This is a genomic window from Cryptosporangium arvum DSM 44712 (assembly GCF_000585375.1).
Taxonomy (GTDB): domain Bacteria; phylum Actinomycetota; class Actinomycetes; order Mycobacteriales; family Cryptosporangiaceae; genus Cryptosporangium; species Cryptosporangium arvum.
The window spans coordinates 7,102,704-7,120,983 of the sequence record NZ_KK073874.1 but is presented as its reverse complement, the minus strand read 5'-3'; the positions used below and the strand labels follow the sequence as shown (position 1 = coordinate 7,120,983).

21 protein-coding genes and 1 pseudogene are annotated in these 18,280 nt (G+C 73.6%); 16 read left to right on the top strand and 6 right to left on the bottom strand.

Annotated elements, in window-relative coordinates:
- Window positions 1-506 precede the first annotated feature (506 nt).
- Entirely contained in the window at window positions 507-1,046 is a 540-nt protein-coding gene (locus tag CRYAR_RS43955) for a hypothetical protein (RefSeq protein WP_051571246.1), read from the bottom strand.
- A 1,154-nt stretch (window positions 1,047-2,200) separates the two neighbouring features.
- Between CRYAR_RS43955 and CRYAR_RS32570 the strand changes: the two genes are divergently transcribed.
- The 8 genes and pseudogenes from CRYAR_RS32570 to CRYAR_RS43945 all read left to right on the top strand — a co-directional run bounded on the left by CRYAR_RS32570 (window position 2,201) and on the right by CRYAR_RS43945 (window position 8,672).
- A complete protein-coding gene (locus CRYAR_RS32570; protein ID WP_051571245.1) occupies window positions 2,201-2,497 on the top strand; it encodes a DUF167 domain-containing protein in 297 nt (98 codons plus the stop codon).
- A 361-nt stretch (window positions 2,498-2,858) separates the two neighbouring features.
- Window positions 2,859-3,260 (top strand): annotated as a pseudogene (locus CRYAR_RS51010) (TraR/DksA family transcriptional regulator); the annotation flags it as partial.
- 122 nt (window positions 3,261-3,382) lie between these two features.
- Window positions 3,383-3,889, top strand: coding sequence for a signal peptidase II (gene lspA / locus CRYAR_RS32560; protein WP_035857052.1), 507 nt, complete (start codon window positions 3,383-3,385; stop codon window positions 3,887-3,889).
- Window positions 3,890-3,892: 3 nt separating this feature from the next.
- Window positions 3,893-4,837: an RluA family pseudouridine synthase gene (locus CRYAR_RS32555; RefSeq protein WP_035857051.1), complete on the top strand. Its 945-nt coding sequence runs from the start codon at window positions 3,893-3,895 to the stop codon at window positions 4,835-4,837.
- Window positions 4,834-5,613: a hypothetical protein gene (locus CRYAR_RS32550; RefSeq protein WP_051571244.1), complete on the top strand. Its 780-nt coding sequence runs from the start codon at window positions 4,834-4,836 to the stop codon at window positions 5,611-5,613. Before CRYAR_RS32555 ends, CRYAR_RS32550 begins: the two co-directional genes overlap by 4 nt.
- A gap of 67 nt (window positions 5,614-5,680) precedes the next feature.
- On the top strand, window positions 5,681-6,643 hold the full coding sequence (locus tag CRYAR_RS46225) for a GNAT family N-acetyltransferase (protein WP_084702009.1): 963 nt from the start codon (window positions 5,681-5,683) through the stop codon (window positions 6,641-6,643).
- Window positions 6,644-6,736: 93 nt separating this feature from the next.
- Window positions 6,737-7,786 carry a MinD/ParA family ATP-binding protein gene (locus tag CRYAR_RS32540; protein WP_051571243.1) on the top strand — a complete coding sequence of 350 codons (1,050 nt, stop codon included), beginning with the start codon at window positions 6,737-6,739 and terminating at the stop codon, window positions 7,784-7,786.
- 16 nt (window positions 7,787-7,802) lie between these two features.
- A complete protein-coding gene (locus CRYAR_RS43945; RefSeq protein ID WP_211247749.1) occupies window positions 7,803-8,672 on the top strand; it encodes a DUF2567 domain-containing protein in 870 nt (289 codons plus the stop codon).
- 4 nt (window positions 8,673-8,676) lie between these two features.
- Here the strand turns inward: CRYAR_RS43945 and CRYAR_RS32530 are convergent, their stop codons facing one another.
- Complete coding sequence (locus CRYAR_RS32530; RefSeq protein ID WP_035868569.1) at window positions 8,677-9,408, bottom strand: LON peptidase substrate-binding domain-containing protein; 732 nt, start codon at window positions 9,406-9,408, stop codon at window positions 8,677-8,679.
- 145 nt (window positions 9,409-9,553) lie between these two features.
- On the opposite strand from CRYAR_RS32530, the gene hisD reads away from it, so the two are divergent.
- Genes hisD through hisF form a run of 7 tightly spaced genes read left to right on the top strand, consistent with a single transcriptional unit; the run spans window position 9,554 to window position 15,150 of the window.
- Window positions 9,554-10,882, top strand: coding sequence for a histidinol dehydrogenase (hisD, locus tag CRYAR_RS32525; RefSeq protein WP_035857050.1), 1,329 nt, complete (start codon window positions 9,554-9,556; stop codon window positions 10,880-10,882).
- Window positions 10,879-12,024, top strand: coding sequence for a histidinol-phosphate transaminase (locus tag CRYAR_RS32520; RefSeq protein WP_051571241.1), 1,146 nt, complete (start codon window positions 10,879-10,881; stop codon window positions 12,022-12,024). Before hisD ends, CRYAR_RS32520 begins: the two co-directional genes overlap by 4 nt.
- Entirely contained in the window at window positions 12,021-12,623 is a 603-nt protein-coding gene (gene hisB, locus CRYAR_RS32515) for an imidazoleglycerol-phosphate dehydratase HisB (RefSeq protein WP_035857048.1), read from the top strand. The genes CRYAR_RS32520 and hisB overlap by 4 nt, the downstream gene beginning before the upstream one ends.
- Window positions 12,620-13,231, top strand: coding sequence for an imidazole glycerol phosphate synthase subunit HisH (gene hisH / locus CRYAR_RS32510; RefSeq protein WP_035857047.1), 612 nt, complete (start codon window positions 12,620-12,622; stop codon window positions 13,229-13,231). The genes hisB and hisH overlap by 4 nt, the downstream gene beginning before the upstream one ends.
- Before the next feature lie 19 nt (window positions 13,232-13,250).
- A complete protein-coding gene (locus CRYAR_RS32505) occupies window positions 13,251-13,655 on the top strand; it encodes a hypothetical protein (protein WP_035857045.1) in 405 nt (134 codons plus the stop codon).
- Between the two features lie 2 nt (window positions 13,656-13,657).
- On the top strand, window positions 13,658-14,383 hold the full coding sequence (priA, locus tag CRYAR_RS32500; protein WP_035857044.1) for a bifunctional 1-(5-phosphoribosyl)-5-((5-phosphoribosylamino)methylideneamino)imidazole-4-carboxamide isomerase/phosphoribosylanthranilate isomerase PriA: 726 nt from the start codon (window positions 13,658-13,660) through the stop codon (window positions 14,381-14,383).
- Window positions 14,380-15,150 carry an imidazole glycerol phosphate synthase subunit HisF gene (gene hisF / locus CRYAR_RS32495; RefSeq protein WP_035857043.1) on the top strand — a complete coding sequence of 257 codons (771 nt, stop codon included), beginning with the start codon at window positions 14,380-14,382 and terminating at the stop codon, window positions 15,148-15,150. Before priA ends, hisF begins: the two co-directional genes overlap by 4 nt.
- Before the next feature lie 41 nt (window positions 15,151-15,191).
- Here hisF and CRYAR_RS43940 read toward each other — a convergent pair whose 3' ends face one another.
- The gene (locus CRYAR_RS43940) at window positions 15,192-15,545 is read right to left on the bottom strand and encodes a hypothetical protein (protein WP_051571240.1); all 354 of its coding nucleotides are present in this window, start codon (window positions 15,543-15,545) and stop codon (window positions 15,192-15,194) included.
- Window positions 15,546-15,555: 10 nt separating this feature from the next.
- On the opposite strand from CRYAR_RS43940, the gene CRYAR_RS32485 reads away from it, so the two are divergent.
- Entirely contained in the window at window positions 15,556-15,879 is a 324-nt protein-coding gene (locus CRYAR_RS32485) for a hypothetical protein (protein WP_035857042.1), read from the top strand.
- Window positions 15,880-16,276: 397 nt separating this feature from the next.
- On the opposite strand, the gene CRYAR_RS32480 is transcribed toward CRYAR_RS32485, so the two are convergent.
- From CRYAR_RS32480 to CRYAR_RS32470, 3 genes are read right to left on the bottom strand one after another with little or no spacing between them, the layout of a single operon-like run.
- On the bottom strand, window positions 16,277-16,909 hold the full coding sequence (locus CRYAR_RS32480) for a TIGR03085 family metal-binding protein (RefSeq protein WP_035857040.1): 633 nt from the start codon (window positions 16,907-16,909) through the stop codon (window positions 16,277-16,279).
- A 20-nt stretch (window positions 16,910-16,929) separates the two neighbouring features.
- A complete protein-coding gene (locus CRYAR_RS32475; RefSeq protein WP_035857039.1) occupies window positions 16,930-17,532 on the bottom strand; it encodes a TetR/AcrR family transcriptional regulator in 603 nt (200 codons plus the stop codon).
- A 12-nt stretch (window positions 17,533-17,544) separates the two neighbouring features.
- Complete coding sequence (locus CRYAR_RS32470) at window positions 17,545-18,279, bottom strand: ABC transporter permease (RefSeq protein ID WP_035857038.1); 735 nt, start codon at window positions 18,277-18,279, stop codon at window positions 17,545-17,547.
- Between the last annotated feature and the right edge of the window lies 1 nt (window position 18,280).

The window sequence follows — 18,280 nt, the reverse complement described above, 5'->3', positions numbered from 1 at the left end:
CTTCCTCCGGGTCGCCTTCCTCCGGGTCGCAGGCGCCGGGCTCACATTCTTCCGGGCCGCATGCGGCTGGATCGCAATCGCCGGGCTCGCACTCTTTTGGGCCGCATCCTTCTGGGCCACACGCCTCCGGGCCGAGCGCCGCTGGGCCGCATGTGGGTGGGCCTCATGCGGCGGGGACTCCTTCGGGTGGGCCGCATGCGTCCGGACCGTCGCGGGCCGGTCGGCCGGGGCAATCACCGGGGCAGCCGTATCCGGGGCAGCAGCGCGGGACGATCCGGCCCGAGCGCGACCGGGACATGTACGCGGTGCCCGCGGACGTGATCAACGAGGCCCGGGCCACCGCCGCCGAGCGGGTGACCTCCGAGACCGCCGAAACGGTCGTGGTCACCGACGCGGACGTCGTGGCCGAGGTCATCGACACGCCCACCTCCAACTTCCCACCCGACGCCGAGCAGACGGGCGAGGGCGAGCCCACCGACACCGTCGTCCTGGATGCCCAGCCGGTGCTACTGGTGTCCTCCACCCGCGTGGAACCGGACTCCCCGCCCCAGAGTCCCGCGCCCGACCGCCGCACCGCCCCCACGCACGCCGACGATCCCACCCGCGGCGGCGACCCAGGCCGCCGAGGCGAACCCAGCCGCAACGGGTCTGGTCGTGATGGTGGGTCGGGTCGTGATGGTGGGACCCGTGGCCGTGACGGTGGCCGTGTCGGCGAGGCCGGCCGGGGTCGCGAGCCGGGCTACCGCGGCGAGCCGACCCGCGGTGGCGAGGCCGAGCGTGGTCATGGGGCTGGTCGTGGTGCGGAGCCGGGCCGTGGTGGTGAGCCGGGCCGTGGTGGTGAGCCAGGCCGTCGTGGCGCGGAGTCGGGCCGTGGTGGTGAGCCGGGCCGTGGTGGCGCGGCGGATTGGGGCCATGGGGTTGGCCGCGGTGGTGAGCCGGGCCGTGATGGTGAGATCGATCGCGGTCGCGGCGCTGGCCGCAGTGGCGAGGCCGATCGTGGTCGTCGTGGTGAGCCGGGTCGCGGTGGTGAGCCGGATCGGGGTCACGAGGCTGGCCGTGGTGGCGAGCCGGATCGGGGTCGCGCGGCTGGCCGTGGTGGTGAGGGTAGTCGTCGACCGGAGCCCGATCGCCGGGGCGGGGCCGAGCGGTCGGTCCAGGATGATCGCTGGGCCGAGTCCGAGCGGCGGGCCGAGTCGGAGCGTCGGATCGAGTCGGAGCGTCGGATCGAGGCTGAGCGGCGAGCGGAGTCCGAGCGGCGGGCCGAAGCGGAACGCCGAGGTGAGTCCGAGCGACGAGCGGAAGCCGCGCGTCGGGCCGAGTCCGAGCGGCGGGCGGAAGCTGCGCGGCGTGCGGAATGGGGGCCGGAGGCTTCGGGGGAGACCGAACCCGTCACCGAGCCGTTCACGATCCCGTCGGCCCGGACCGAGGCGACGAATCGCGCCGAAGCTCCGGCCGATCCTGCCTCCCGACCGAGCCCGGCCCGCGCAGCGGCCGAATCCCGCTGGTTCGGAGGTGGCGACCAGCCCGGGCCCGCCGAAACGCCCGCCCCGCGCGAGCCGGAAGCACCGAGCGCCTTCGCCTCCGCCCCGCCGAACAGCGCGTACGCGGCTCCGAACACCTCATCGACCGCCGCGAGCGCCGGCTACTCGGCGCCGGGCAGCGCGCCCACTGCTCCAAGTGCCGGGTACCCGCCGTCGGGCGGCGCGCCCACCGCTTCGAACACCGGCTACTCGGCGCCCGGGGGCGATCCCAGCGCTGCGAACCCCGCGTCATCCCCGCGAGCCGGGTCGACCACGCCACTTGGCGCCGCGGCCCCCGCCCAGAGCGCTTCGGCCTCCGGGCCGAGCGATTCACCCTCCGCGCGGAGCGCTTCGCCCTCCGGGGCGAGTGGATCGCCCGCTGGGCCCGCTGCGACACCTTCGGGATCTTCGCCCGGTGGCACCTTCCCGAGCCCGACCGGGGACGACACCGACCCGGAACCTGCCGCTGAGCTTCTGCTCTCCTCGGAGAAGAAGAAGCTCGCCGGGGCGGAAGAGCCGGTCCTCGTCGTCGACGGGCGGCCCCGCTACCACCTCGAACCCTGCCCCCAGCTCGACAACCGGACCACCACCCAGCTGACCGCAGGCACCGCGATCGATCTGGGGTTCACTCCGTGTAGTCGGTGCGCCGCGGCGACTCGACTCCTCGTCACCCTTCGTCGGTGACACAGCGTAAGGGCGAGCCCGACCACTTCGTTGTTCCGGTCCGGGTGAAGCCCGGTGCCTCGCGGCCTCGGGTCGGCGGCTCGCACGGCTCCGCGCTCGTCGTCGCGGTCACCGCCCGTGCGGTCGAGGGCCGGGCGACCCGGGCGGTGCTCGACGCCGTGGCCGAGGCCTTCGGGGTCCGCCCGTCGCGCGCCACCCTGCTCGCCGGTCGGACCAGCCGGGACAAGCTGATCGCGCTGTCCCCGGCCCCGCCGGATGCGGCGTCGAGACTGGCCGCTCTGCGTGCGGACTGAAGCCCTCCAGGTTTGAGAATCCCGTTCGTCACGGTATGTGAGAGAAGACTCACAGTGCGAACAGGCGCCAACTGACGGAGGCTGTTCGCCGACACGAGCGTGTACGGCGTCAGCATTGGTGCGCGTCGCATTGTCGGGCGGGCATCGGCTACGTATCCTGAGCGCTCTGACCAACCGCCGGGCTAGGCACGGCGAACCTGGGCGGAGGTGGCCGCGTATGGCCGAGCAGGCGAAGGCCACGAAGGAGACCCCACGTCGGGCGGCGGCGAAGACCGGCACCCGCCGGACGACGCGTACCGCGGCGGCGGGCGGCACGGCGGCGGAGGCACCTGCTCCGCGGACCCGGGCCAAATCCGAGTCCGCGGCACCCGCGTCGGGCCGGAAGGCCGCGGCGGGTCCGGCCGCCGACGGTCGGCACGAGGAGCTGCGCAGCGTCCTCGAGGCGCGGCTGCACGAGCTCACCACCGAGTACGACGAGGCGGTCGTCGCGCTGACCGACCTTCAGCGCAGCCGGGTGGCCGACGGGGCGGGCGACGACCAGGCCGACACGGGCACCAAGACGTTCGAGCGCGAGCAGGAGCTGTCGCTCGTCCACGGGCTGCGTGAACGCGTCCAGCAGGTGGAGCACGCGCTGGCGCGGCTGGCCGAGGGCAAGTACGGCTCGTGCGAGCGGTGCGGCAACCCGATCCCGACGGCCCGGCTCGAGGCCTTCCCGAGCGTGACGCTGTGCGTGAGCTGCAAGCAGATCGAAGAACGCCGCTGAACACGGAATCCGCCGAGCCGGACGCGACGACCGCGCCCACGGGCACCGCGACGCCCACAGGCACTGCGACGCGCGCGAACAGTGCGCCCTCCACCACCCGTGGACGGTGGACGTTCGCGGTCGTGGCGCTCGTCGCCCTGGCGCTCGACCTGGGCAGCAAGCTGCTCGTCGTCGCGGAGCTCGAAGACACCGGCCATCCGCCGGTCCAGCTTCTACCCGACGTCCTCTACCTGGTGCACACCCGGAACACGGGCGCGGCGTTCTCGCTCGGCTCGAGCTACACCTACGTCCTGACCGCGATCGCGCTCGTCGTCATCCTGGTCATCATCCGCAGCGCGCGGCGGCTGGCCTCCACCGGCTGGGCGGTCGCCCTCGGTCTGATCCTGGGTGGGGCCTGCGGGAACGTCGTCGATCGGCTGTTCCGTACCGGCGGTGGGGTCGTCGACTTCTTCGCGATCGTCGACCCGTTCGACCCGCCGTGGCCGGTGTTCAACATCGCCGACGCGTGCCTGTGCGTCGGCGTCGCGATCCTGGTGGGGATGGAGCTGACCGGGCGCCGGATCGACGGTTCGCGAGCGACGAAGGCCGGGCGGGCTTCGGTGGCCGAAGACCCGCCGGGGCACAATTGAGGGATGACTGAAGTCGTCCCCGGCGAGCACCGTTCCCTTCCGGTCCCCGACGGGCTGGAGGGAATGCGCCTGGACGCCGCGCTTGCCCGCTTGTTCGGCCTGTCGCGCACCGTGGCCGCCGGCGTGATCGAGTCCGGTGACGTGTACCTCGACGGCTCTCCGGCCGCGAAGTCCGACCGGGTCTCCGGGGGAGCCTGGCTCGACGTGACGCTGCCCGCGCCGCCCGCACCGCCGACCGCGAACCCGGAGCCCGTTCCCGGTCTGCGCGTCGTGTACTCCGACGACCACATCGTCGTCGTCGACAAACCGGTCGGGGTCGCCGCGCACCCGAGCCCCGGCTGGACCGGCCCCACGGTGGTCGGTGGCGTCGCGGCCATGGGCTACCGCATCGCCACGTCCGGCGCGGCCGAGCGGCAGGGCGTCGTGCACCGGCTCGACGCCGGAACCACCGGCTTGATGGTGCTGGCCACCAGCGAGCGCGCGTACACGCTGCTCAAGCGGGCGTTCAAGGAGCGGGAGGTCAGCAAGGTCTACCACGCGCTGGTGCAGGGCCATCCCGACCCGTCGCGCGGCACGATCGACGCGCCGATCGACCGGCACCCCTCGTCGGACTGGCGGTTCGCGGTGGTGGCCGGCGGCAAGCCGAGCGTCACCCACTACGACACGCTGGAGGCCTTCCGGGCGGCGTCGCTGCTCGAGGTGACGTTGGAGACCGGTCGTACCCACCAGATCCGGGTGCACTTCTCGGCCCTGCGTCACCCGTGCGTCGGGGACCTGACCTACGGCGCCGACCCCACGCTGTCGGCCCGGCTCGGGCTCACCCGGCAGTGGCTGCACGCGATGCGGCTCGGCTTCGACCACCCCGACACCGGCGAGTGGGTCGAGTTCACCAGCGAGTACCCGGCCGACCTGCAGGCGGCGCTGGACACGGTCCGCGCGGAGTCGTGAGAGCCGTACTGCTCCGGCTCCGCCGCGGGGCTCTCCGGCTGTCCCGGTCGTGGACCGCGCTGATCACGTTCGTGCTGGTGGCGGCGCTCGTCGTCGCCGCCTACCGGGCGGGAACCCGGACGGCGCCCTTCGACGACACGGTCGGGAACGTGCCGCGGGTCGGGCCGGCCGACGGCCAGGTAGTCGACGCCTACCGGTCGGCGGCGTCGGCCGAGCTGGCTGCCCTGCCGGCCGGGAAGCCGGTCTGGGCGTTGGTCGGGCTGGCGGCCTACCAGCGGCCGGACGCCCTGCCGGCGCTGCTCGACGGGTACACGGTGAACCGGGTGGTGGCCCGGGTCCCTCTCCCGGGCGTCCAGACCCAGCTGGTGACGCTCGTCGTCGACCGGCTGGCCGTGGACGTGCCGGCCGGGATGAACCGGACCGCGTCGGACAAGGAGCGGGCCGCCGCGGACGCCGCCACCGCAGCGAAGTCCGCCGCGACGCCCGACCTGACCGCGGTCTACACGGCGGCGGCCGACGTGCAGCGCCGGGAGGCGGCCGCCTACCGGCAGCTGTGCGCGTGCGTGTACGCGGCCGTGGTCCGCGCGGCGCCCGACCGGCTGCGGGCACTGGCTCAGCGGCCGGGGATCCGGGTGATCGATCCGGCGCCCGAGGTCACCCGGTTGGATCGGGCGACGTTCGTGCCGTTGCTGCCGGAGCAATCCGGAACTGTCGGTCCGCCGTCCGATAATTCAGCCGGCCCGAGCACGACGCCGTCCCCGACGGCCGCCGGCTGAGCCGCACCGACCCGAACGTCGTTCCGCGCCCCACCCCGCCCACTCAGGAAGGCTCTCGAGCATGCACATGAAGACCCCTCTCGGATCACTCTGGGTGACGGTGGCGGCCCGTGCGGAGTTGCCTGCCGTGTTCGCGCTGCGTCACGAAGTCTTCGTCGTCGGTCAGGGGGTGCCGGTCGACATCGAGCGTGACGAGCTCGACGAGACCGCGGTGCACGTCGGCGCCTACGAGGCCGATCCGGCGGCCCCGGCCGGAGCCCAGCCCCGGCTGGTCGGCACCGGCCGGCTGGTCGGCGAACCACCGGGGCCCGGCCGGGTCGGGCGGATGGCCGTCCGCGCCGACGCCCGGCGCGCCGGGGTGGGCACGGCGGTGCTCCGCGGCCTCGAGCGGGCCGCGATGCGCCGGGGCAACCCGGAGATCGTGCTCCACGCGCAGCTGCACGCCGCCGCGTTCTACGAGAAGGCCGGCTACACGACGGCCGGGCCGGAGTTCGAGGAGGCCGGCATCCGGCACGTCGAGATGCGCAAGGATCTCCCGCTTGTCCGGCCGGTCACCGACGCCGACTCGGCGGGGCTGATCGAGCTGATCGGCACCACCTGGGGCGAGTACCCCGGCTGCGTCCTCGACATCGACGGCGAGGAACCGTGGCTGCGGGCGCCGGGTAGCTACTACGCCGCCAACGGCGGGCGGATGTGGGTGGCGGAGCTGCGCGGCGCGATCGTCGGCTCGATCGCCCTCCGGCCCGGTCCCGACGACACGGCCGAGCTCAAGAGCCTCTACGTCGGGGCGGCCGCGCGCCGGCACGGGCTCGGTGAGGTGCTCACCTCGCTGGTGGAGGACGACGCCCTCGCTCGCGGCGTGCGTCAGCTGGAGCTGTGGACCGACACCCGCTTCGCCGACGCCCACCGGTTCTACGCCCGGCTCGGGTACACCCGGCTGCCGGGCCACCGAGAGCTGCACGATCTGTCCGACACGGTCGAGTACCCGTTCGTGAAGACGTTTCCGTACACCGCGGATCTCGCCGGATGAGCGAGGAGATCGCGACCGACGAGCACAACGGGGCAGAAGATACGTAGTCTTGCGGTGAGCTGACCGCACGAAGCGTCCGAACGGGAGGTGCCGGTGGGGCCCACTGAGCCCGCCGACCGGGGCGAAGCGGTCCGGAGCTGGCGCGCGTTACTCGGCCGGTCGCGCAGCCGGCCGCGCCCGGCGGGTTCCGCGCCACCGCTCGTGCCTCCGCTGCTCCCGCCGCCTCCCGCGCCGACGCCGGTGCCGCCGGCGCAGCGGGTCGGCGAGGTACCCCGGCCTCCGGCCCAGCCGGTCGCGCCGCCGTTACCGCCGGCGCTCGTGGGCACGGTGCCGATCCCGCAGGCGCTCGAGATGGTCCGGGCCGACGTCGGTTCGTCGAAAGCGGTGGCGTTCGTCAACCCCAAGGGCGGCGTCCACAAGACCACCGCCACCGTGCTGGCCGCCGCGACGCTCGGCAGCGTGCGCGGCGGCGGGGTGCTGGCCTGGGACGACAACGAGCTGCGCGGCACGCTCGGGTTGCGCGCGGGCACCGCACGGCACGCCCGGACGATCAAGCACCTGATCGGTGATCTGCCGGGCGTCGAGACCGCGATCGCGCAGGGGCAACCCGTCCAGGACGTGTTGGAGAACTACTTGCGCCACTCGTCCGACGGGTCGTTCGACGTCCTGGCCGGCGACGAGGACCCGCGGGTCGCCAGGCACCTCAACCCCGACGTCGTCGAGCGCCTGATGAAGTTGCTGACCAGCGCGTACGACATCGTGTGCGTCGACACCGGGAACAACGTCGAGAGCGCGAACTGGAAGACCGTGATCCAGCAGAGCGACCGGATGGTGGTCACGACGCTGCCCCGCGAGGACGCGGCGTTCACCGCCGACTGGATGCTCGACCTGCTCGAGGCGGACGGCCACGCCGACCTGGTCGCCGACGCGGTCACGGTGCTGAGCTGCCCCAGCCCGATCCGTTCTCCGCTGCTCGAGGAGTTGGTGGAGCACTTCGCCCAGCGCACCCGGGCGGTCGCCGTCATTCCCTACGACCCGGCGCTGGAGTCCGGGTCGACGATCGCGTTCTCCCAGATCGCGGACGTCACCCGCCGCGCCTGGCTGGATGCGTCCGCCGCCCTCGTCCAGGGTTGGGGACGTTGAGCACTATGGTTGACGTGTGCGCCAGGAATCGCCGAGGCCGTCGGACGGCGTGACCCCGCCGCCCGCGCACCCGCCCGGCCCGGCCCAGCCGGAAAATCCCGGCAGCGCCCCCGACACCGGCCGCTACCTGATCGGCCCGAACACCGGCCCCAGCCCGAACACCGGCCCGAACACCGGCCCGAGCGCCGGCCCCGGCCAGTACACGAGTCCCGACCCGAGCAGAAACACCGGCGCGGAGCTCGTGCCGGTGAACCGTCGCCGGCACGGTGCCGACGACGAGCCCGACGACCCGGTGGCCCTCTCGCCCGCGGCCCTCCTGGCCGGCCTGCGCGCCTCGGTGGCCTGGGGCGACGTGGTCGCGGCCGTGATCCTGGCCCTGGTGGTCGCCGCGACCGGGGTCGGCACCGGGGCCCTCTGGTCCTGGATCGGGCCGCACGTGCCGGTGCTGATGACGGCGAACGGGCCGATCCTCGCCGAGTACTACGGCGAGTCCTCGGTCGGTCAGCAGGCGACCTTCGGCGGGCTGGCGCTCGCGGCCGGCCTGCTCGCCGGCCCGATCGCCTACGTGATCCGCCGCCGCCGCGGGCCGATCGTGCTGATCGGGCTGGCCGCGGGCGGCCTCGCGGCCGCGTGGATCAGCTGGAAGTTCGGCGTCTGGGTCGGGCAGTCGGAGTACGAGTCGCTGCTGCAGACCGCCGCGCCGGGCCGCGAGTTCACGATGCCGGTGGAGTTGGACGCCCGCGGCCTGCTGTTCCTCGAGCCGCTCGTCGCGGTGCTCGGGTACGTGCTGGTGGCCGCCTGGTCGCGTTACCCCGATCTGAAAGCCGACCCGACGCTCAACCGCGCGCACGGACGCCACTGGGGAGCCCGCCCGCCGGACCAGTGACGGTTCAGTTGGGGGACTGCACGACCTGGAGCTCCGCGAGCGGCACCGGCACCGCGTGCAGCCGCGAGAGCATGGTGGCTTCCCGCTTCAGCAACCGCAGCTCTCGGCGCAGCCGGCTCACCGGCTCGTCGATCGCCAGCAGGCTCTGCTGGTCGTCGAGCGTCAGCGGTGCGGCTGACCCGACCAGGTACGACAGCATCGACGGGTCGTTGGGCAGCGGGAGGGCAGGCAGCACGGGGTGGCCGTCGTCGTCGCGGGCCGCGCGGTCCTCGCCGGCGCGCAGCGTCGCGTGCAGGAGCGTGCGGCAGCGGGCGAACACCTCGCGCACCCCGGCCGCCAGCACCTCGGCCTCCTCGTCCGCGGGGGCCTCGGCCGTCACCTCCGGCAGCCGCTCGATCCGCGCGCGGAGGTAGGGCACGTCACCGTCGGACGGCAGTACCTCCAGCAGCCGGAACCGGTCCCGGCCGACGTTCACCACGTCGAACCGCCCGTCGCGGTAAGGGTGGACCTGCCGGAGCTCCGCCGTGCAGCCCACGTCGTACAGAGCGGTCACGGCGTCCTCGCCGACCTCCCAGCCCTGCCGGATCGCACACACCCCGAACTGACGGGACCGGGTGTCGGCCGTCATCAGATCGCGGATCAACGCCCGGTACCGGGGCTCGAAGATGTGCAGCGGGAGCACCACTCCCGGGAACAGGACGGTGCCGAGCGGAAACAGCGGGATGATCTCGGCCACGTCCCCAGCGTAGGAGCGCGGCCGCAAGCGTGCGCGCTGAAATCGTGCGCTGCGTCGGTTACCACAATCAGTTCGGGGTAGGCGGGTCGGTTGGCCGCGTCACCACCGGGCAAAACCTGTCGGGCCGCTCCGTAGACTCTTACCCGTGCTGACCCGAATCGACCTCCGCGGGACCGCTGCCGATCGCAGCACCGCCGACCTGCGGGGAGTACTGCCCCGCGCCGCCTTCGACGTCGACTCCGCCGTCGAACGGGTCCGGCCGGTCGTGTCGGCGATTCATCGCGACGGCCTGCCCGCCGTGCTCGACGCGACCCGCCGGTTCGACGGCGTGGAGGCCACCGGCGTCCGCGTGCCGGCCGAGGCGATCGCGGCGGCCGAAGCGGGCCTCGACGACGGTGTGCGCGCGGCGCTGCGCGAGTCGATCCGGCGCGCCCGGCTGGTCCACGCCGATCAGCGGCGCACCGACGTCACCACCCGGGTCGTGCCCGGCGGCACCGTCACCGAGCGGTTCGTGCCGGCCGGCCGCGTCGGCCTCTACGTTCCCGGCGGCCTGGCCGTCTACCCGTCCAGCGTCGTGATGAACGTGGTGCCGGCCCAGGAGGCCGGGGTCCCGTCGCTGGCCGTCGCGTCGCCGCCGCAGAAGGAGTTCGGCGGCCTGCCCCACCCGACGATCCTGGCGGCCTGCGCGCTGCTCGGCGTCGACGAGGTGTACGCGGTCGGCGGCGCGCAGGCGATCGCGGTGTTCGCGTACGGGCTCGCCGACGCCGGCGACGGCGCGAGCCCGGTCGAGCCGGTCGACGTCGTCACCGGCCCCGGCAACATCTACGTCACCGCGGCGAAGCGGCTGCTGCGCGGGATCATCGGCATCGACTCGGAGGCCGGCACCACCGAGATCGCCGTGCTCGCCGACGACACCGCCGATCCGGTGCACGTCGCCGCCGACCTGATCAGCCAGGCCGAGCACGACCCGGCCGCCGCGTCGGTGCTGGTCACCGCGTCCACCGAACTGGCCGACGCGGTCGAGGCCGAGGTCGTCCGGCAGGTGGCGGTCACCAAGCACGTCGAGCGGGTGCGAGCCGCGCTCTCCGGGCCGCAGTCGGGCGTCGTGCTCGTCGACGACCTGGAGCAGGGCCTTCGTGTCGTCGACGCCTACGCCGCCGAGCACCTGGAGATCCAGACCGCCGACGCCGCTGCGGTCGCCGCGCGGGTCCGCAACGCCGGCGCGATCTTCGTCGGGCCCTGGTCGCCGGTGTCGCTCGGCGACTACTGCGCGGGGTCCAACCACGTGCTGCCCACCGGCGGCTGCGCGCGGCATTCGTCCGGGCTGTCGGTGCAGACGTTCCTGCGTGGTGTCCACGTCGTGGAGTACACCGAGGAGGCACTGCGCGAGGTGGCCGGTCACGTCACGACGCTCGCCGACGCCGAGGACCTCCCGGCGCACGGCGCGGCCGTCCGGGCCAGGTTCGCCCGATGAGCGCTCCCGGCCCCGACGGGCGGTGGGCGGGCCGCAGCGTGACGCTCGCCGAACTCCCGATCCGCGACGAACTCAAGGGCAGCGAGCCGTACGGTGCGCCGCAGCTGGACGTCCCGGTGGCGCTAAACACGAACGAGAACTCGTATCCGGTGCCCGACGTCGTCGTCGAGGCGATCGTGGCCGCGGTCCGCGCGGAGGCGGCCGGCCTCAACCGGTACCCCGACCGCGAGGCCGTCGCGCTCCGCGAGGATCTGGCGCGTTACGTCGGGCACGGGCTCACCGTCCACAATCTCTGGGCCGCCAACGGCTCCAACGAGGTGCTGCAGGAGCTGCTGCAGGTGTTCGGCGGCCCCGGGCGCACCGCGCTGGGCTTCACGCCCGCGTACTCGATGCACCCGATCCTGGCGCTGGGCACCGGCACCGCGTGGATCGACGGCCGGCGCAACGCCGACTTCTCGGTCGACGCGGAGAGCGCCGCCGCCGACGTGCGCCGCCACGACCCCGACGTCGTGTTCCTCTGCTCGCCGAACAACCCGACCGGTACCGCGCTCGGGCTCGACGTCGTCGAAGCCGTGCTGGACGCGGCCCGCGGCGTCGTCGTCGTCGACGAGGCCTACGCGGAGTTCGCCCGCGAGGGCACGCCGAGCGCGCTGTCGTTGCTCGGCGCGAGCCACCGGCTGGTCGTCACCCGCACGATGAGCAAGGCGTTCGCGCTGGCCGGTGCCCGGCTCGGTTATCTGGCCGCCGATCCGGCGGTGGTCGACGCGATCCGGCTGGTCCGGTTGCCCTACCACCTCTCGTCGATCACCCAGGCCGCGGCCCGCGCGGCGCTCGCGCACGCCGACGTGCTGCTCGCCACGGTCGAGGCGATCAAGGAGCAGCGCGACCGGATCGTCGCCGAGCTGACCGCGCGCGGCCTCGACGTCGTCCCCAGCGACGCGAACTTCGTGCTGTTCGGTGGCCTCGGCGACCAGAAAGCGGTCTGGCAGCGGGTGCTCGAGCACGGGGTCCTCATCCGTGACGTCGGCCTGCCCGGCCACCTGCGGGTCACCGCGGGCACCCCGGCCGAGACCGACGCGTTCCTCGCGGCCCTCACCGAGTCACTCGAAGGCGCCGCCACCACCACGAAAGGCGAAGCATGAGCCGCACCGGGCGGATCGAGCGGGCGACCGGCGAGTCGAAGGTACTCGTGGAGATCGACCTCGACGGGTCGGGGACGTGTGACATCTCCACCGGCGTCGGCTTCTACGACCACATGCTCAACCAGCTCGGGAAGCACGGCGGGTTCGACCTGACCGTGCAGACCGTCGGGGACCTGCACATCGACGCGCACCACACGGTGGAAGACACCGCGATCGCGCTCGGGCAGGCGTTCAACCAGGCGCTCGGCGACAAGGCCGGCATCCGCCGGTTCGGCGACGCGCTGGTGCCGCTCGACGAGGCCCTGGTGCAGGTCGCGGTCGACCTGGCCGGGCGTCCCTACCTGGTGCACGAGGAGCCCGCGGTGATGGAGGTGGCCACGATCGGCCCCGCCTTCCCGGCGACGCTGGTCCGGCACATCTGGGAGGCGTTCACCCACAACGCCTCGATCGCGCTGCACGTGCTCGTCCGCTCCGGCCGCGACCCGCACCACATCGCGGAGTCGCAGTTCAAGGCCGTCGCCAGGGCGCTGCGTGACGCGACCGCGTTCGACCCGCGGGTGAGCGGCATCCCGTCGACGAAGGGGCGGTTGTCCGGATGAGCCCGCGGGTCGTCGTACTGGACTACGGGTCGGGCAACCTCCGCTCGGCCGAGCGGGCACTCGAGCGGGCCGGTGCCGACGTCACGGTCACCCCCGACCTAGCCGCCGCCGCCGAGGCCGACGGACTGGTCGTGCCCGGCGTCGGGGCGTTCGCGGCGGTCATGGCCGGGATCGAGAAGCTCGGCGCGCAGGAGGTCATCCACGCGCGGGTCGCCGATTCCCGGCCGGTGCTCGGCATCTGCGTCGGCATGCAGGTGCTGTTCGACTACGGCGTCGAGCACGGGGTGCGCACGCACGGGCTGGGTGTCTTCGCCGGTGGTGTCACCCGGCTGACCGCGCGGCGTATCCCGCACATGGGCTGGAACACGATCGACGTCGGCGCGGGCTCGCAGCTCTTCCGTGGCGTCGAGGACGAGCGGTTCTACTTCGTCCACTCCTACGCCGCCCCGGCGTCCGGCGTCGACGGGGTGCTCACCACCGCCACCCACGACGAGCCGTTCCTGGCCGCGATCGAACGCGACGCGGTGGCGGCGACCCAGTTCCACCCGGAGAAGTCCGGCGACGCCGGTGCTGCGGTGCTCGCGAACTGGGTACGAGCGTTGTCATGACGACCACGGCGGAACCCCGATGACCAGCAAGGCGCGCGCGCTGGCGCGGGCCGCACGCGAGGCCGAGGCCGAGCGGTTGCGGCGCGAGGCCGAGCGCCGCGCCCGGCGGCGGGCGATCCTCACCGCCCCCTACCGTGCGGTCCGCGCGCTGCTCCCCGGCCGCACGGCGTCCGGTCGCCCCGGATCCGGGCGCGGACGATCCGGGCGCGGCTTCCTCGGGCGGGGGCGCACCGGAAAGATGCGTTCGCGGCGTGATCGCGCGCAGGTCGCCGCGATCGCGATGGGCCTGCTCGTCCTGATCCTCGTCGTGTTCGTCACGATCGACTCGTGGGCCCTGCGGATCGGCGCGGTCGTTCTCGCGTTACTGCTGACCCCGGTCCTGCTTGCTCTGACCCGTACTGATTACTCCCGGAGTGTGCGCTAGATATGACCAGGCTCGAGCTGCTCCCCGCGGTCGACGTCGCCGACGGCCAGGCCGTCCGGCTGGTGCAGGGGGAGGCCGGCAGCGAGACGTCGTACGGCGACCCGCTGGAGGCCGCCCTCACCTGGCAGCGCGACGGTGCCGAGTGGATCCACCTCGTCGACCTCGACGCGGCGTTCGGCCGTGGCTCCAACGCCGCCCAGCTGGCCGAGGTCGTCCGGGCGCTCGACGTGCAGGTCGAGCTCTCCGGCGGCATCCGCGACGACGCCTCACTGCGTGCCGCGCTGGCCACCGGCTGCCGGCGGGTCAACATCGGCACCGCCGCGCTGGAGGACCCCGAGTGGTGCGCCAAGGCCATCGCCGAGCACGGCGACCGGATCGCGGTCGGCCTCGACGTCCGGGGCACGACGCTGTCCGCGCGGGGCTGGACGAAGGACGGCGGTGAGCTGTTCGAGGTGCTGGCCCGGCTCGACGCCGAGGGCTGCGCGCGCTACGTCGTCACCGATGTGCGCCGCGACGGGACGCTGACCGGCCCGAACGTCGAGCTGCTGAAGTCGGTGTGCGCGGCGACCGACCGGCCGGTGATCGCGTCCGGCGGGGTGTCCACGCTGGACGACCTGCGTGAGCTCGCGACGCTGGTGCCGATCGGCGTCGAGGGCGCGATCGTCGGCAAGGCGCTCTACGCCGGGGCGTTCACGCTGCCCGAGGCGCTGTCGGCGGTCGCGGAATGACGGTCGCGGTCCGGGTCATCCCGTGTCTGGACGTCGACAAGGGCCGGGTCGTCAAGGGCGTCAACTTCACCCGGCTGCGTGACGCCGGTGACCCGGTCGAGCTGGCCAGGGCCTACGACGCGGCCGGGGCCGACGAGCTGACGTTCCTCGACATCACCGCGTCCTCGTCCGGGCGGGAGACCACCTACGACGTGGTGCGGCGCACGGCCGAGACGGTCTTCATCCCGCTGACCGTCGGTGGCGGGGTACGCACCACCGACGACGTCGACGCGCTCCTGCGGGCCGGCGCCGACAAGGTCGGCATCAACACCGCGGCGATCGCCCGGCCGGAACTCCTGCGTGAAGCGGCCGAGCGGTTCGGCTCGCAGTGCGTCGTGCTGTCGGTGGACGCCCGGCGGGTGGTCGACGGCCCGCCCACGCCGAGCGGCTTCGAGGTGACGACGCACGGGGGCCGGCGGGGCACCGGGATCGACGCGGTCGAGTGGGCGGCCCGCGGCCAGGAGTACGGCGTCGGCGAGATCCTGCTGAACTCGATGGACGGCGACGGGACGAAGGACGGGTACGACCTGCCGCTGATCACCGCGGTGCGCGCGGTCGTCGACGTGCCGGTGATCGCGTCCGGCGGCGCCGGGGCCCTCGAGCACTTCCCGCCCGCGATCGCCGCCGGGGCCGACGCCGTCCTCGCCGCGAGCGTCTTCCACTTCGGGGAACTCACGATCGGCGAGGTGAAAGCCGCCCTCCGCGCGGACGGCACCCCGGTGCGCTGACACGACGAAGCCCCCGCCTCGGCGGGGGCTTCGTCGTGCGCTCAGAGCTGCAGCAGCCGGCCGATCACTTCGCGGTGGCGGAGGAGGGCGACGCGGAGGTCCTCGGTGCCGTCGGCCGCCTCGGCGGCGTCGGTCACCGATCGGCGCAGCCGCTCCAGGCCGCGCCCGATCTCGCCGATCGAGTCCTCCAGCACGACGCTGGCCTCACGCACCGCGCTCTCCGGGTCGTCGACGAACGCCGACTGCACCCCGAACCACCGTTCGCGCACGGTCGCCGCGTACTCGGCCTCCAGCAGCGGCTGGACGTCCGGGCGGGCGGCTGCGCCACCGGCGTCACGTCCGCCGTTGAGGCCCGGGCGGGCTCCGCCGGCGCCGGCGGGACGACCGGCGGGCACCAGGCCCGCGGTGCCGTCCCCGGACGTCGATCCCGCACCGGAGGTACCGGCCCCGGGCGCACCGGCCCCGGGCGCACCGACACCGGGACCGCCCGCTCCGGACGTCGATCCCGCGCCGGGACCGCCCGCTCCGGCCGGCGATCCGGTTCCGGGGCTGCCGGCCCCGGCCGACCCCGGGCCCGGGGTGCCCGTGGCCGGCGAACCGGAACCGAACGTCGGGTTCGGGCTCGGCGTGCTGGTGCCGCCGGCCGGCGTGGTCGACGATCCGCTCGACGAGCTGCCGGGGGAGGACGACGGGGACGCACTGCTGCCCGGCGCTCCGGGACCGCGCTGAGCCGGCGTCACCGGCGGCGTGCTGCGGGTGCTGTCACCCGGCCGGTCGCTCGTGTCGACGTCTGGCACTCGAGACTCCTGTCCTTTGCTCCGTTGTAGGGCCGCCCAGAGGTTGTCGACGACCTCCTCGGCCGACTGGCCCGACGGGTCGGACCCGGCAAGGGACGTCCGCGAACGGTCACCGGGTTGCATCTGAAAGGTCCTCTCCTCATGACGGACCGCGAGGCGCCGGCCGGCGGTTGATCCCCGCGCCGACGGCAACCTCGGGTAACCGCGGGGCGACGGTATCGTCCGGGAAAACGGGGCCCAGCGGCGGCTCCGGCGAACCCCCGGATCGCCGGCACCGGAAACGCACGTTACCAGGGGCTATTCCGGTGACTCGTGTTTTCCGGTGGCGGTCACACCCCCAGGTCGCTGCCGCGCAGCCGGGCGATCGCGTCCTCGTCACCCTCGATCGTCACCCGGGCGTGCTCCTGGCGGCCGAAACAGAACAGCACCAGCTCGGCCGGTTCGCCCGCCACCCGCAGCATCGGCTCACCCGCCTTGGCGATCCGCTCGCCGTGGCCCGGTGACACCAATCGCACGCCGGCCGGTGCGGATCGCAGCAGCACCTTGGCCGCGCGCAGCGTCCCCCAGAGTTCTTTCTGGACGGCCGGGTCCAGCGGACGCGGCTCCCACCCGTCCTGCGCCCGCCGGACGTCCTCGTGGTGGATGAACATCTCCGCGGTGTTCGCGATCCCGTCGACCCCGGGGAGCCCGAACGGGCTCAGCCGCGGCGGGCCGGAACGGAGCTCCCGGACCAGCCGCTCGAAGCCGCGCCCGCGCAGCGCGCTCAGCCGGACGCGGTCGGTGTACCCGGCGAACGCGGCGAGGCGGACGCCCGGCAGGCTGTCCGGGCGTCGCTCCCGGACGACCAGGTGAGCGGCCAGGTCGGCGGTGGTCCAACCGGCGCAGAGCGTCGGGGCGTCCGGGCCCAGGGCCTCGAACAGGTCGGCGAGGGCGGCGCGCTCGGACTGGGCGATCGTCGGCATGCCCGCAGCCTAGACCCGCACTAGCCGCTCGGCAGGTCCAGCGGATCGGTCAAGTAGCGCTGCAGCGTCGGGCCGATGCCGGCGACGAGTTCGTCCGGAGTGGCCTGCACCATCGCGGGCAGCTTGAGCAGGTACCGGGTCATGATCAGGCCGGCCATCTGGGATGCCACCAGGCCGGTGCGGAGCTCGGGCCGGTCGGCGTCGATCGCCTTGACCACGTTCGCGAAGATCGCCCGGGTGGCGAACTCGCGGAACATCGTGGCCGCCTTCTCCTGGGTCATCGCGCTACGCAGCAGCGCGGCGAACGGGTTGTAGTCGCCGGCGGAGTCCCAGAGCGTCACCATCAGCCGGACGATCCGCTCGCCGATGCCGTCCAGGCCGGGCTCGAGGAGCGCCGGGAGCACCGCGCTCGGATCGAACGGGAGCTCCATCGCCGCGACGAAGAGCTGCTCCTTCGTGCCGTAGTAGTGGTGCACGAGCGCGGGGTCGACCGCGGCCTTGCCGGCGATGCCCCGGATCGTCGCTCCGTCGTAACCGGCTTCGCTGAACGCGGCGCGGGCGGCGTCGAGGATCGCCTCCTGCGTCCCCGAACCGCCGCCCGGTCGTCGTCCGGTCCGTGCCATGCAGTGCGGTTCCTATTCTGTGCGGCGCCGCAGGGTCGCGGCCGCGAGCGCCAGCGCGGCGAGCGCCGCACCGCTCACGATGACGATGTCGCGCACCAGCACGCCGGTGATGTCGGTCTGCGCGGTGACCTCGTTGAGCGCGTCCACCGCATAACTCATCGGTAGCACGTTACTGATCGCTTCGAGCCAACCGGCCATCGCCTCGCGCGGTGCGAACAACCCGCAGAGCAGGAGCTGGGGCAGCACGAACGCCGGCATGAACTGCACGGCCTGGAACTCGGTGCGGGCGAACGCGCTGACCCACAGCCCGAGCGCCATGCCGAGCACCGCGTCGGCGACCGCGATGACGACGACCAGCCAGGCCTGGCCGCGCGTCGCCAACCCGAGCAGCCAGTACGCGGTCGCGCACGCCACCGTGGCCTGGACGGCGGCCGCGAGCGCGAATGCGATCCCGTAGCCGAGCAGCAGGTCGAGCTTGCCCAGTGGCGTGGTGAGCAGGCGCTCCAGCGTGCCGCTGGTGCGCTCCCGCAGCATCGCGACGCTGGTGACCAGGAACATGATGATGAACGGGAAGACGCCGAGCAGCGCCGGAGCGAGGCGGTCGAACAGCGCTTCGCTGTTGAAGACGTAGCGCAGCAGCACCATCAGGACGCTCGGGACGACGAGCAGCATCGCGACCGTGCGGCGGTCACGCAGCAGCTGGGTGAGCACCCGGCGGGCCGTCGCCGCGGTGACGCGGGGGGACATC

Coding starts and splice junctions, on each gene's coding strand:
- hisH (WP_035857047.1), top strand. CDS start 12,620: ATGAGCCCGCGGGTCGTCGTACTGGACTACGGGTCGGGCAACCTCCGC.
- CRYAR_RS32475 (WP_035857039.1), bottom strand. CDS start 17,532: ATGGCACGGACCGGACGACGACCGGGCGGCGGTTCGGGGACGCAGGAG.
- CRYAR_RS46225 (WP_084702009.1), top strand. CDS start 5,681: ATGAAGACCCCTCTCGGATCACTCTGGGTGACGGTGGCGGCCCGTGCG.
- CRYAR_RS32470 (WP_035857038.1), bottom strand. CDS start 18,279: ATGTCCCCCCGCGTCACCGCGGCGACGGCCCGCCGGGTGCTCACCCAG.
- hisB (WP_035857048.1), top strand. CDS start 12,021: ATGAGCCGCACCGGGCGGATCGAGCGGGCGACCGGCGAGTCGAAGGTA.
- CRYAR_RS32555 (WP_035857051.1), top strand. CDS start 3,893: ATGACTGAAGTCGTCCCCGGCGAGCACCGTTCCCTTCCGGTCCCCGAC.
- hisF (WP_035857043.1), top strand. CDS start 14,380: ATGACGGTCGCGGTCCGGGTCATCCCGTGTCTGGACGTCGACAAGGGC.
- CRYAR_RS32505 (WP_035857045.1), top strand. CDS start 13,251: ATGACCAGCAAGGCGCGCGCGCTGGCGCGGGCCGCACGCGAGGCCGAG.
- CRYAR_RS32480 (WP_035857040.1), bottom strand. CDS start 16,909: ATGCCGACGATCGCCCAGTCCGAGCGCGCCGCCCTCGCCGACCTGTTC.
- priA (WP_035857044.1), top strand. CDS start 13,658: ATGACCAGGCTCGAGCTGCTCCCCGCGGTCGACGTCGCCGACGGCCAG.
- CRYAR_RS32520 (WP_051571241.1), top strand. CDS start 10,879: ATGAGCGCTCCCGGCCCCGACGGGCGGTGGGCGGGCCGCAGCGTGACG.